The sequence below is a fragment of the Brevundimonas sp. PWP3-1b1 genome, from assembly GCF_049896065.1.
Taxonomy (GTDB): domain Bacteria; phylum Pseudomonadota; class Alphaproteobacteria; order Caulobacterales; family Caulobacteraceae; genus Brevundimonas; species Brevundimonas intermedia_B.
Genome location: NZ_JAFCTO010000001.1, coordinates 1958875 through 1971632, shown reverse-complemented (window position 1 = coordinate 1971632; position 12758 = coordinate 1958875). Strand labels below are relative to the sequence as shown.

The 12758-nt window shown below is 65.9% G+C and carries 13 protein-coding genes; 5 read left to right on the top strand and 8 right to left on the bottom strand.

Translation table 11 applies throughout. From position 1 onward, the window contains the following. Position 1 precedes the first annotated feature (1 nt). Positions 2-397, top strand: coding sequence for a hypothetical protein (locus ACP69V_RS09735; protein ID WP_426023648.1), 396 nt, complete (start codon positions 2-4; stop codon positions 395-397). Here ACP69V_RS09735 and ACP69V_RS09730 read toward each other — a convergent pair. The 3 genes from ACP69V_RS09730 to ACP69V_RS09720 form a co-directional block, all read right to left on the bottom strand. After that, positions 394-1236 carry an alpha/beta hydrolase family protein gene (locus tag ACP69V_RS09730; protein ID WP_426023647.1) on the bottom strand — a complete coding sequence of 281 codons (843 nt, stop codon included), beginning with the start codon at positions 1234-1236 and terminating at the stop codon, positions 394-396. The two genes, ACP69V_RS09735 and ACP69V_RS09730, sit on opposite strands and share 4 nt — an antisense overlap. 42 nt (positions 1237-1278) lie before the next feature. Beyond that, a complete protein-coding gene (locus ACP69V_RS09725; protein WP_426023646.1) occupies positions 1279-2364 on the bottom strand; it encodes a PA0069 family radical SAM protein in 1086 nt (361 codons plus the stop codon). A 63-nt stretch (positions 2365-2427) separates the two neighbouring features. Further along, complete coding sequence (locus ACP69V_RS09720; protein ID WP_426023645.1) at positions 2428-3906, bottom strand: D-alanyl-D-alanine carboxypeptidase family protein; 1479 nt, start codon at positions 3904-3906, stop codon at positions 2428-2430. A 276-nt stretch (positions 3907-4182) separates the two neighbouring features. On the opposite strand from ACP69V_RS09720, the gene ACP69V_RS09715 reads away from it, so the two are divergent. Next, on the top strand, positions 4183-4674 hold the full coding sequence (locus ACP69V_RS09715; protein ID WP_426023644.1) for a phasin family protein: 492 nt from the start codon (positions 4183-4185) through the stop codon (positions 4672-4674). A gap of 60 nt (positions 4675-4734) precedes the next feature. Here ACP69V_RS09715 and ACP69V_RS09710 read toward each other — a convergent pair whose 3' ends face one another. Next, positions 4735-5268, bottom strand: a complete 534-nt coding sequence (locus tag ACP69V_RS09710; protein WP_426023643.1) for a nuclear transport factor 2 family protein — start codon at positions 5266-5268, stop codon at positions 4735-4737. Positions 5269-5381: 113 nt separating this feature from the next. Here ACP69V_RS09710 and clpS point away from each other — a divergent pair, with 113 nt between their 5' ends. Together clpS and clpA are read left to right on the top strand one after the other, a co-directional pair. Continuing rightward, complete coding sequence (gene clpS / locus ACP69V_RS09705) at positions 5382-5711, top strand: ATP-dependent Clp protease adapter ClpS (protein ID WP_426023642.1); 330 nt, start codon at positions 5382-5384, stop codon at positions 5709-5711. 13 nt (positions 5712-5724) lie between these two features. Further along, positions 5725-8025 carry an ATP-dependent Clp protease ATP-binding subunit ClpA gene (gene clpA, locus ACP69V_RS09700; RefSeq protein ID WP_426023641.1) on the top strand — a complete coding sequence of 767 codons (2301 nt, stop codon included), beginning with the start codon at positions 5725-5727 and terminating at the stop codon, positions 8023-8025. A 52-nt stretch (positions 8026-8077) separates the two neighbouring features. Here clpA and ACP69V_RS09695 read toward each other — a convergent pair whose 3' ends face one another. Both ACP69V_RS09695 and ACP69V_RS09690 read right to left on the bottom strand, forming a co-directional pair. Next, complete coding sequence (locus ACP69V_RS09695) at positions 8078-9223, bottom strand: GNAT family N-acetyltransferase (RefSeq protein WP_426024050.1); 1146 nt, start codon at positions 9221-9223, stop codon at positions 8078-8080. Next, on the bottom strand, positions 9220-9678 hold the full coding sequence (locus tag ACP69V_RS09690; RefSeq protein ID WP_426023640.1) for a RidA family protein: 459 nt from the start codon (positions 9676-9678) through the stop codon (positions 9220-9222). The genes ACP69V_RS09695 and ACP69V_RS09690 overlap by 4 nt, the downstream gene beginning before the upstream one ends. Before the next feature lie 106 nt (positions 9679-9784). Between ACP69V_RS09690 and ACP69V_RS09685 the strand changes: the two genes are divergently transcribed. Continuing rightward, positions 9785-10681 carry a hypothetical protein gene (locus ACP69V_RS09685; protein WP_426023639.1) on the top strand — a complete coding sequence of 299 codons (897 nt, stop codon included), beginning with the start codon at positions 9785-9787 and terminating at the stop codon, positions 10679-10681. Positions 10682-10685: 4 nt separating this feature from the next. Here ACP69V_RS09685 and ACP69V_RS09680 read toward each other — a convergent pair whose 3' ends face one another. Together ACP69V_RS09680 and pncB are read right to left on the bottom strand one after the other, a co-directional pair. Further along, complete coding sequence (locus ACP69V_RS09680; protein WP_426023638.1) at positions 10686-11426, bottom strand: polysaccharide deacetylase family protein; 741 nt, start codon at positions 11424-11426, stop codon at positions 10686-10688. A gap of 36 nt (positions 11427-11462) precedes the next feature. Next, the gene (gene pncB, locus ACP69V_RS09675; RefSeq protein ID WP_426023637.1) at positions 11463-12758 is read right to left on the bottom strand and encodes a nicotinate phosphoribosyltransferase; all 1296 of its coding nucleotides are present in this window, start codon (positions 12756-12758) and stop codon (positions 11463-11465) included.

Genomic DNA, 12758 nt, shown 5'->3' with positions numbered 1-12758 from the left:
CATGGACGATCAGAACGATGAGGATGGCGGCGGCTTCGACGCCGACGATTGGGCGCGGCTGAAGCCGTTCGTCGGCGCCGTCGCGACCCTGGACGACGTCCAGGCGCGCCGGGCCGTTTTCGCCCTGGGGGAGACGGATGATCCGCGCCCGATCGTTATGGAGCTGCCCCAGCCCGTGATCTGGTGGGAGGAGGACGGCGAGCAGGCGGCGGTGGCCGTGCAGGCAGAGAGCCACCTTGGCCCTGACGGCGAGGAGATGGAGGTCCTTGGCCTGATCCTGCCGGACGGCGAGGGGGCGGTGGCTCTGTTGGAGGATGTCGATCTGGTCGACGATACCGATCCGACCTGGCGCGACCTGGTCACCCGCGCCATCGACCCGTCAGCGGCGGACGATTAATTAAGAGCTGCGGCGACGCGGGCGACGAAGTTCGGCTGCGCCGGGATGTCGCCATGGTCCGCGCGGGGAAACACCAGACGCTCGACATTTACGCCGCGCGTCTCAAGATCCTGAGCCAGTTTTCGGCTGAGCGCTGGCGGCAGGGTCTCGTCGCGACCGGCTTCCAGGACGACGACCTTGCCCGGATAGCCGTCCAGCGTCGCCGGCACGTCCACGGTTGCCAAGGCATCGGCCAACTGGACACGGACCAGAGGCCGCCATAGGCCGATCATCTCGTTCACAGCGTCGCGGGCGGTGGGCGTGGTCGCCTCAAGCACAAGGGAGTCGGCGCGTATGACCCGCGCGGCTTCAGCGCAGATCGGGCCGCCCAGAGAATGCCCCCAGGCGATCAGTTTACGGCCCTCGGCGTCGGCTTGCGCGCGAGCGGTCGCCGCGATGACCGCGCCAGCGGACCTGTATGTCGCGAAGTTCGCCTGTCCAGGCGTGTCGCCCGAGCCGGGGTAGTCGAACATCAGCACGTCGCCGAACGGGGCGAGTTCGGTCGCCACCTGCGCGCCGTTGACGTCGCGCCGGAACAGGTTGCCGCCGCAGTAAAGGATCAGCGGCGCGTCGGACTTTCCCATCCGCACCCGCGTCGCGGCGACAGCGCCCCCGGAATAAGGCAGGGACAGAACCTCGGCGCCGGGAATGGCGGGGCCGGGCGTGAGCACCATCTTCTCGGCCGTCACGCGGGCGTCGGGATAGAAAAACTGCCCCTCCGGCACGCTGACGGTCATGCACCCGGCCAAGACGCCGGATAGACACAGGGCGGCGACGGTCGCAGACAGACGCTTGATCATGAAACCCCCCAAGGATGCGTGACGCTAACCTCAGGTGTAGGTTCAGGCAATCTTGTCGAGGGGGAGGTCGAAAAGATCCATCTGCGGCCGGGCGTCAGCGGGCACGCGGAACTGGGCTTCGTCCAGCAGGCGGTGAGGCGTGTCGAGGCCGTAGCGTTTGACGGCGGCCTTGAACCGCGCGCCGATCAGTTCGGCGACCGGGCCGGTTCCCTTCATGCGCTGGGACCAGTCGGCGTCGTAATCCTTGCCGCCGCGAGTCTGGCGGATCAGGGACATGACACGCGCGGCCCGGTCTGGTCGGGCGTCGGCCAGCCACTCGCGAAACAGATCCTTGATTTCCAGCGGCAGACGCAGGGTGACGTACATGGCCCGCGTCGCCCCGGCCTTTGCGGCGGCTTCCAGAATGGATTCCAGTTCGTGGTCGTTCAGGCCGGGGATGACGGGCGCGAACCCGACGCCGACGGGACAGCCCGCATCCGCCAGGCGGCTTATGGCCTCCAGCCTTTTCGCCGGGGTGGAGGCGCGGGGCTCCATCGCGCGGGCCAGACCCCGATCCAGGGTGGTGATGGAGACGAAGGCCGAGGCCAGCCCCGCCTTGCCCATCGGCCCCAGGATGTCGGCGTCGCGCCCGATCAACACCGACTTGGTGATGATGCTGAACGGGTGATTGAAGCGTTGCATGACCTCCAGGATCGAGCGCGTGGATTTCAGATCGCGCTCCACCGGCTGATAGGGATCGGTGTTTCCGCCTATGTGGATGCGTTTGCACCGGTATCGGGGTGCGAGGAACGCCTGTTCCAGCAGACTTGCGGCCTGGGGCTTGAAGAAGATCCGGCTCTCGAAATCCAGGCCCGGGGATAGGCCCATCCAGGCATGGGACGGACGGGCGTAACAGTAGATGCAGCCATGTTCGCAACCTTTGTAAGGGTTGATGGAGCGGTCGAATCCGATGTCCGGGCTGTCGTTCCGGGCGATGATGGTGCGGGCATGCTCCGGGGTGAGGGTGGTGCGCAGCGGCGCGGTCTCGGCGTCGTCGCGCGTCCAGCCGTCGTCGAACGACTGATGCTGTTCAGGCTCGTAGCGGCCGGTCGCATTCGAACGCGCCCCTCTTCCCTTGGCGGTTTCCATGGGAAGGACGATGCGACATCATCTGGAACAAAGCAAGAACATTTGTTCTCGCTCTGGATCGCGTCAGTCGGGGCCGATGACCATGCAGGTGACGCGGCGTTCGGCCAGGGCCTCGCAGGCGGTCTTGGCCCCGGCTTCCGTCAGGCCGACGAAGCGCGAGCGATACCAGTCGCCGGCGGTCTGGACGTTGCGTTCCGCGGTGGCGAACTGGCTGCGGAAGCGGCGATTGACCTCGGTCAACCAGTCGGTGGCGACCTTCTCCTCGCGGAAGGCTCCGACCTGAACCGCCCAACGTCCGGCGGGCGCGCGGGCGGCTGCGCGTGCGGGCTCTCGCGCCGGGGGCGGGGTCGCGCGACGCGGCGTGGTCGAGGGCGCGACGGCCGCGCTGGACGGCGCGCCGTTCAGAGAGGCGGTGACATTTTGGGGCGCGCGGGCGTTCGAAGAGGAGGCGGCGGCCTGGCCGACGGCCTGTGCGGTTGCGGCGGCGCGCTGGCTGGCGGCGCGTTCCGAGGGGGCAGGGGCGACGCGGGTCGGCAGGGCAGCGGGCGGAGGGGCCGCCGTATAGGCGACGGCGGTGGATTCGGCGCCGATGCCGTCTTCGTCGTCGTTGACCGAAGCATAGGCGATCGGAGCGTCGGCCGAGACGCTGCCGACGCCGAAGCCACGCTGTTCGAAGAAGGTCTGGGCAATCTGTATCCGTTCGCCCTGGGCGCGACGGCGTTCGACCTCGAAGCCGGTGTCCATCAGTTCGGCGACGTGGGCGTTGCGGCTGGCGGTTGAGCGGCCGCCCAACACGATGGTGATTAGTCGGCGTCCGTCGCGTACGGCCGAGGCGGCGAGATTGTAGCCCGAGGCGTTGGTATAGCCGGTCTTCATGCCGTCATAGCCGCGCCCGGTGGGCAGCAGGCCGTTGGTGTTGCGATAGTTGCGACCGTTATAGGCCCAGTCGTGCAGGCCGAAGTAGCTGTAATATTGCGGGAAATCACGCATGATGGCGCGGGCCAGGATGGCCTGGTCGCGCGCCGATGTGATCTGGCGCGCGTCGGGCAAGCCATTGGCGGTGAAATAGCGGGTCTGGGTCATGCCCAGCTGTTCCGCCTTCAGGGTCATCATGTTGGTGAAGCGAGCTTCCGACCCGCCGATGTGTTCGCCGATGGCCAGGGCCATGTCGTTGGCGGACCGCACCGCCGTGGCGCGCATGGCGTTATCCAGGGTGATGGTCTGGCCGGCGGCGAGGCCCAGCTTGGACGGCGGCTGCGAGGCGGCGCGCGGCGAGATCGTCAGCACGTCGTTCACGTTCACCTTGCCCTGAGAGAGGGCCTCGAACGTCAGATACAGGGTCATCATCTTGGTCAGGGACGCCGGATAGCGGCGGCTGTCGGCGTTGCGCGCAAATAGAACCTCGCCGGTGGCGGCGTCGATGACGATGGCGGCGTAGCGGCTGTTCTCCTGCGACTGGGCCGCGATCGGCACTGAATTCGCACCCAGAACGAGCGACAGCGCAAGAACGGCGAACAGGCCACGGCGGAGAAAAGCGATCATGGGCGGGACAACCCCTCGGTGAACAGGGTGCGACAGGCCCCCCGGCCGTCACGAAGAAAGAGCTAGCATAGGAAGCGCGGGTTTCGTGGTGGTTAACCGCTCGTCAACGGGAATTTGACCCGATGACCAAGGTTATCATCGATAATATGGTGCGTTGCACAATAAGCTTGAAAAACCTTCGCACTTGCAGCATAAGAGAGGCCTGCGAGGACCATCCTCGCCTGAAATTTCCGCCCAGCGCCCGTGCTCACGGGTCACATCACCGGAGAGACGACCATGGCCGACGCCACCGAAAACGTGAAGAAGACTGCCGATCAAGCCACCGCAGCCGCGACTTCGGCCGCCGCCAAGGTCAAGGCTCAGGCCGAAACCATGCAGGCTGCAGGCACCCAAGCCTTCCGTGAAGGCATCGAGAAATCGACCGCCTCGCTGGCCGAGCTGAATGCGCACGGCAAGAAGAACCTGGACGCCATGGTCGAGTCGGCCACAGTCGCCCAAAAGGGCGCCGAGGCCCTGTCGCAGCAGGCGCTGGGCTTCGCCAAGTCGTCCTGGGAAGAAGGCGTCGCCGCCTCCAAGGAACTGTCGACCGCCCGTTCGGTGCAGGAGTTCTTCGAGCTGCAGACCGCCTGGGCCAAGAAGTCGATGGAGCGCTATGTCGCCGAACTGACCAAGACGAACGAGATCGTCACCGCCACGGTCAAGGACAGCATCAAGCCGATCAACGAGCGCGTCACCGCTTCGGTCGAAACCTTCCAGGCCGCCCGCTAAACACGGCGTCCTCTACGGATCGAGAAGGCCCCGGAGTTCGCTTCGGGGCTTTTTTCGTTTCTATGGCAGGGCGGAATGGTCGTAGCTGAAGACGCGCGCCAACTTCCAATCCGTGCCCTCCTGCTTCCACATCTGTGTGAATCGGGCGCGCCCGACCCGGGTTTCCGGTCCGTCGCCCTGACGTTCGTAAAAGACGTGTTCTCCCGTCTCGACCGCCCCATAGTCTTGGACGGGATAGATGGCCAAGGTATCGACCAAGGCCTTACGGCGTGAACGCCAGGCGTCGGGCGCGCTGCGGTCCCGACAGCGACCTGCATATTGTTCGACGAAGCCGTCGGCGTCGGTCGCAACTAGGCCGCCGCGATCATCGAAGAACTCGAAATCATCCGTCAGCATTGTGCGAAGGCCCGCAGGGTCGCAGCCTTCGAAAAACAGATCGAACAAACGGGTGTCCGCCGCCATCACTGCGGTTTCCAGCGGATTGCTCGGCGGCATGACGGCGATGGCGACCGCGGCGAAAAGGGCAACAGGCATGGCGATGTCTAGGCTTTCTTTTGAAGGCTTCAACCTGTGTCCAACGCGCGCCGCGATCACGTGAAATTTTGGTCAGAAGCCGTTCACGAAACCCGTGACTGGACGCCGCTTCAATTCAGGCCATCATTCCCTATCTGTTGGAGACAAGACGACTCCCCGATTACGGAATACGAATGCCCATACAAAGGCCCGGTGATACCGGGGGCGGCGCAGGCGCCGCCACCGTCACCGAAACAAAGCCCAAGCTTCAGAAGCCCTCGCTCTATCGGGTGCTGATCCTGAACGACGATTATTCGCCGATGGAATTCGTCGTCTATGTGCTGGAGCGGTTCTTCCAGAAGAGCCGCGAAGAGGCCACCCGCATCATGCTGCATGTGCATCAGCATGGCGTGGGCGTCTGCGGCGTCTTCACCTACGAGGTCGCCGAGACCAAGGTCGCGCAGGTCATCGAGACCGCGCGCCGACACCAGCACCCTCTGCAATGCACGATGGAAAAGGACTGAGAGGAACCTCCCGATGCCTTCATTTTCCCGTCCTCTCGAAGAAACCCTGCACCGCGCGGTGGGATACGCCAATGCGCGCAGGCACGAATATGCAACGCTTGAGCACCTGCTGCTCGCGCTGATCGACGATCCCGACGCGACCGGCGTGATGCAGGCCTGCAACGTCGATCTGACTGCGTTGAAAGCGGCGCTGACCCTGTATGTCGACAACGATCTCGCCGCCCTGGCCACGGCCGACGGCGAGGACGCCAAGCCGACCGCCGGCTTCCAGCGCGTGATCCAGCGGGCCGTGATCCATGTCCAGTCGTCCGGCCGCGAGGAAGTGTCCGGCGCCAACGTGCTGGTCGCCATCTTCTCGGAGCGTGAAAGCCACGCCGCCTACTTCCTGCAAGAGCAGGACATGACGCGCTATGACGCGGTCAACTTCATCGCCCACGGCATCGCCAAGAAGGCCGGCGCCAACGAGGCCCGTCCCGCCAAGGGCTCTTCGCCTGAGGAGGCCGAGGACGCCTCGGCCGTCAAGTCGGGCGGCGAGGCGCTGGAAGCCTATTGCGTGGACCTCAACGAGAAGTCGCGCCAGGGCAAGGTCGATCCGCTGATCGGTCGCCAGGCCGAGGTGGATCGCTCGATCCAGATCCTGTGCCGCCGCACCAAGAACAACCCGCTGCTGGTCGGCGACCCCGGCGTCGGCAAGACCGCCATCGCCGAAGGTCTGGCTCGCAAGATCGTCAACGGCGAGGTGCCCGACGTCCTCAAAGACGCCACCATCTATTCGCTCGACATGGGCGCACTGCTGGCCGGCACTCGCTATCGCGGCGACTTCGAGGAACGCCTGAAACAGGTGGTCAAGGAGTTGGAGAACCACGAGAACGCGGTCCTCTTCATCGACGAGATTCACACGGTGATCGGCGCCGGCGCGACCTCGGGCGGGGCCATGGACGCCTCCAACCTGTTGAAGCCGGCCCTGGCGTCGGGTTCGCTGCGCTGCATGGGGTCGACGACCTACAAGGAATATCGCCAGCACTTCGAGAAGGACCGCGCCCTGGTGCGTCGCTTCCAGAAGATCGACGTCAACGAGCCGACGGTCGAAGATACGGTGAAGATCCTGAAGGGTCTGAAGACCTACTACGAGCAGCACCACAAGGTCCGCTATACCGACAGCGCCATCCGCACCGCAGTCGAGCTGTCGGCCCGCTACATGACGGACCGCAAACTGCCGGACAAGGCGATCGACGTGATCGACGAGGCGGGCGCCGGCCAGATGCTTCTGGTCGAATCCAAGCGCAAGAAGGTCATCGGCCAGAAGGAGGTCGAGGCCGTCATCGCCAAGATGGCGCGCATCCCGGCTAAGTCGGTGTCCAAGTCCGACACCGAAAGCCTGCGCGAGCTTGAGGTCGATCTGAAGCGTGCGGTGTTCGGCCAGGAGCAGGCCATCGAACAGGTCTCGGCGGCGATGAAGCTGGCGCGGGCGGGTCTGCGCGATCCGAACAAGCCCATCGGCAGCTTCCTGTTCAGCGGTCCGACCGGCGTCGGCAAGACCGAGGTGGCCAAGCAGCTTGCCGCCACCCTGGGCATCGAGATGCAGCGGTTCGATATGTCAGAATATATGGAGCGCCACACCGTCAGCCGCCTGATCGGGGCGCCTCCCGGCTATGTCGGCCATGACCAGGGCGGGCTTCTGACCGACGCCGTCGATCAGCACCCGCACTCGGTGGTGCTGCTGGACGAGATCGAGAAGGCGCACCCGGATGTCTACAACATCCTGCTGCAGGTGATGGACAACGGCATGCTGACCGACGCGGTCGGCAAGAAGGTCGATTTCAGGAACGTCATCCTGATCATGACCACCAACGCCGGGGCCGCCGACAACGCCCGCGCCTCTATCGGCTTCGGCCGGGGCAAGGTCGAGGGCGAGGACGACAAGGCCATCCAGCGCCTGTTCGCGCCGGAGTTCAGGAACCGCCTGGACGCCATCGTGGCCTTCAAGCCGCTGCAGGCCGACACGATCCGCTCGGTGGTGACCAAGTTCATCCTTCAGCTGGAAGCCCAGCTGGCGGATCGCAACATCACCATCGAACTGACCGACGAGGCGGCCGACTGGCTGGCCAAGAACGGCTTCGACGAACTGTACGGCGCGCGTCCGCTGGCGCGTGTCATCCAGGACTCGATCAAGAAGCCGCTGGCCGACGACATCCTGTTCGGACGTCTGACGCGCGGCGGACACGTCAAGGTCCAGCTGAAGGACGGCAAGATCGACTTCGACATCGCCAGCGCCAACGCGCCTGCGAAGGCCGAGGAAGAAGAGACGGCCTGATCCTCGAAGGATCAAATGCGGAAGGCCCGGCTGGAAACAGCCGGGCCTTTTTCTATGTGGCCTTGTAGGGCGACAGGTCCTCGGTCATCGCCGCCATCTCGGCCTGCATCGCCGGGCGTTCGCCGTCCAGATAGCGGGCGACGGGATCGCGCAGGGCCGGGTCGGCGATGAAGTGGGCGGAATAGACGGGGGAGGGCAAGTAGCCGCGCGCGATCTTGTGATCGCCCTGGGCGCCGGCCTCGACGCGGGACAGGCCGCGCGAAATGGCGAAGTCGATGGCCTGATAGTAGCAGAGCTCGAAATGCAGGAAGGGCACGTCTTCCAGCGTGCCCCACTGGCGGCCGTACAAGGCGTCGCGGCCGATGAAGTTCAGGGCGCCGGCGATGGGCGTCTGGTCCCTAAACGCCATCACCAGGGCGATCCGGTCGGCCATGGTTGCGCCGACGCGGCTGAAGAAGTCGCGCGTCAGATAGGGCTGGCCCCATTTGCGCGAGCCGGTGTCCATATAGAAGGCGAAGAAGGCGTCCCAGTGCGCCTCGGTGATGTCGGCGCCGGTCAGGACGCGGATGTCCAGATCGGCCTGGGCGTCGCGGCGCTCGCGCTTGATGGTCTTGCGGCGGTTGGCCGACAGGGCGGCGAGGAAATCGTCGAAGGTCCGATAGCCGTTGTTCTTCCAGATGAACTGGATGTCCTGGCGCGGCAGCAGGTCCGCCTCGGCCATGGCCGACCATTCCGGCTCGGTCGGGAAGTTGACGTGCAGGGACGACACGCCCAGTCGCTCGACCAGCGTCATCGCCCCCTGGATCAGCGCCTGACGCACCGTGGCGGCGTCGGTGTCGGGATGGTTCAGGAAGCGCGGGCCGGTCGCCGGGGTGAACGGCACGGCGCCCAGCAGCTTGGGATAATAACGCCCGCCAGCCCGCTCATAGGCGTCGGCCCAACTGTGGTCGAAGACGTATTCGCCCTGGCTGTTGCCCTTCAGATAGAGGGGCATGACGCCGAGAACGGCGTTGTCGTCACCCCGCAGGGCCAGGTGACGTGGCGCCCAGCCTTGGCGAGGCGCGGCGCTGCCTGACGCTTCGCAGGCGTTCAGAAAATCATAGGAGACGAAGGGATCGCCAGTGGGCTGCGCGCACGCGTCCCAGGCCTCGCGGCCGATGTCGGCGATCCCTTCGTGAACCGAGATCTGATAGATCAGCGGATCTCCACGATCGCATCGATCTCGACGGCGAAGCCGAGCGGCAGCTTGTAGACGCCGACGGCCGAACGGGCGTGCTTGCCCGCGTCGCCGAAGACCTCGACCATCAGGTCCGAGCAGCCGTTGATGACGGCGGGAATGGCGATGAAATCGGGGCCAGCCTGAACGAAGCCGCCCAGTTTGGCGATGCGGACCACCCGGTCCAGATCGCCGTCGCAGGCCGCCTTGATCTGGGCGATCAGGTTCAGACCGCACAGGCGGGCCGCCTCCGTGGCCTGTTCCGGCGTCACGTCCACGCCGACTGTGCCCTTGATCCCGCCCGAGGCGTCGTTCGACAGCTGGCCGGAGATGGTGACCTGATTGCCCGAGCGGACATAGGAGACATAGCTGGCCACCGGCTTGGCGGGTTCCGGCAGGGTGAGGCCGAGTTCGGCGATACGGGCTTCGATGCTCATGGGGGCTCCTTTTATCTGGGCGCGGTTTAGCGCGCGGCAAGGGCGGCGTCACGTCCGTCGCGCGGCTTTAAAGGTTCGCCAACCGCGCCGTGTCATTGTGCCGATCATGGATATGCACCTGACCCCCGATGTCGCCGTCTTCCATGCCGTGCTGGCGCGACTGTCCCCCGACGACCGGGCGCGCGTGGACGCCGTCGCCGGTCCGGCGGCGTACAAGGCCGCCGAGGCCGCGCCGCACTGGGATTTCGAAATGCCGGCCAAGGCGGTGGACGCCCTGTTGGGCGCGGACGCATCGGACCACGTGCGTCGTGGCCTGGTCGCCGCCTGGGCGCTGCAACTGCCCGACCGCGCGGCGGCGATGAGCCTGCCGGCCGAGGTTATGACGCTGTATCCCTACTGGATCGAACAACTGGCGGCGTTTCTGGACAAGGCCGAAGGCGACTACGTCTTCGACCATTGGTCCAAGGACGTGCGGTTCACCCTGGCGCTGAGCGTGCCGGGCGCAAAGAGCCAGGTGATCGACCTGAGTTCGCCGGTCGGACCGGGCCAGATCGTCAAACATGTCCGCGACGGCTGGGGCGTGAAACCCCTGTTCCGTTATCTGGCTGCGGGCGCAAAGCGCGAGCCGTGGCTGGAGGTGCACACCGAAAGCCGCTGGCTGCGGGGCTTCAACGAGGACGGCTGGAACGAGGCCTGGGCGACGGCGGCGGAGCTTTGCCGCGCGCGCCCGGAACTGGCGGGGATGATTGGCTCCAGCTGGTTCTACGACCCGCCCCTGACCGAGATCAGCCCGCGCCTGGCGCACCTGCGGCTCAACCCCCTGAACGGCGGCGCCTTCATGGTCCACCAGGGACCGGCGCCGATCCACACGGAACGGGCTGCGACGGCCTCGGCGTCGCGCAAGGCGCTGATCGACAGCGGGGAATACACCGCCCGATCCTGGCTGATGATCTGGCCCCGCAAGGAACTGATCGCCTGGGCGGATCGGCGCAAGGCCGGCTGAAACGTCAGGCCGTCGCCATCCGCCACGCCGCCGCGACCGGTTGGATGTCCAGATCGGCCGCCTTGGCCAGGCGGATCAGCCGGTCGATATCCTCGGGACGGCAGCCGTAGGGCGTCGGGGCGTCGCTGACGTCGTGACCATAGGCGATCAGCCAGCCCTTGGACGCCGCCGTCTCCGCCACCAGCGCCTCCAGATCGTAACCGGGCAGACGACGGCTCTCCAGGCCGATGGCCTGCAGCAGGTTGCGGTCGGCGCGGCCGGCGTTGATCCCATCGCGCACGCCGCGCCCGCATAGGAAGCGTTTGTCGATGATCGCCTTGGACCCCAGGGCGCAGTCGCCGAACGGATAGGCGAAGGTCTGCATCTGATACCCGTCCAACCGCTCGGCCACCCAGGCGGCGTTGCGGCCCAGGCTGGCGTCCAGTTCGGTCGGCGACAGGGTCAGGGTCGAGACGTGTTCATAGGTGTGGCAGCCGACCTCGTGACCCGCCTCATGCAGCGCCTGCAGATGCTCCACCTCGAACTGCGGCAGGTCCAGATTGTGACCGCCCGCCAGGCCGCCGCAGACATAATAGGTCGCCTTGACCCCGTGCTGGGCCAGAATCGGTCCGGCCTCGGTCCAGGCCGATGCGGGGATGTCGTCGAACGACAGGCTGAGGACGCCGCGCGCGGGCTGGACCATGGCGGGGCGGACGTCGAGATAGCGGCCGGCGCGGCGACGCATCTTGTCGAGAAAGGCGTTCATCCCGCCCTTATGGCCCAACGGGCTTAAGGCAGGGTTTCAGACCGTGACAGGCTGGGCGGTCAGGCCGCGCACGCCGAAAACCCGGCGATAGCGTTCGATCTCGGCCGGGTCGCCGACCGCTTTTTCCGGGTTGTCCGACAGTTTGACGGCGGGCCGGCCGCCGGCCTCGACCACCTTGCAGACCAGGGAGATGGGCTCCAGCTCCGGCGCGAAGGCGGGCGAACAGTCGCGGAAGTCGTTGGTCAGATTGGTGCCCCAGCCGAAACTGAGCCGGGCGCGACCGTGGAAATGGGCATGGGTCGCCTCGATGCCGTCAATATCCATCCCGTCCGAGAAGATCAGCAGCTTGTCCTTCGGATCGCGGCCATGCGCCCGCCACCAGTCGATCAAGCGGTCTCCGGCCGGAATGGGCGGAGCCGAGTCGGGACGGAATCCGGTCCAGTCCGCCACCCAATCGGGCGCCTGCTCCAGAAACGCCTCGGTGCCGAAGGCGTCGGGCAGGACGATCAGCAGATTGCCCGCATAATGCCTGCGCCACTCGTCCAGAACGTCATAGGGGACTTGGGCCAGCGCCACATCGTCGGGCGCCAGCGCCGCCATCACCATCGGCAGTTCGTGTCCGTTGGTGCCGATAGCCTCCAGATCATTCTCCATGGCGTGCAGCACGTTGGATGTGCCGATGAAGGACGATCCCAGGCCTTCCTTCAGCGCCTGGATGCACCAGCGCTGCCACAGGAAACCGTGGCGCCGCCGCGTGCCGAAGTCGGACAGGGCCAGGTCGGGCAAGGCGCGCAGCCGCTCGACCTTGGACCACAGCCGCGTCTTGGCGCGCGAATAGAGAATGTCCAGCTCGAACCGGCCCAGCCGCCGCATGCCGACGCGGCAACGCAACTCGTTCAGGATCGCCAGCGCCGGGATCTCCCACAGCGTCACCTCGGCCCAGCCGCCCGAGAAGGTCAGGACATACTGCCCGCCCTGAACCGACAGGTCATAGTCCGGCAGGCGATAGTCGGTCAGCCAGGCGATGAAGTCGGGCGAAAAGATTTGCTTCACCCCATAGAAGCTGTTGCCCGCTAGCCAGACCAGTTCCTTGTTGGTGAAGCGCAGGGTGCGGGCGTGATCCAGCTGCTCGCGCAGAGCGTCGATGTCGATCTCGTCGGCCAGGCGGACGGATTTGGTGCGGTTGATGACCTGGAAGACGACCGGCACGTCGCGATGCTCGCGCCAGATCATCTGCAGCATCAGCAGCTTGTAGAAGTCGGTATCCAGCAGGCTGCGGACGATGGGGTCCAGGCGAAAGCCGTGGTCATAGGCGCGTTTGGCGAGGTCCAT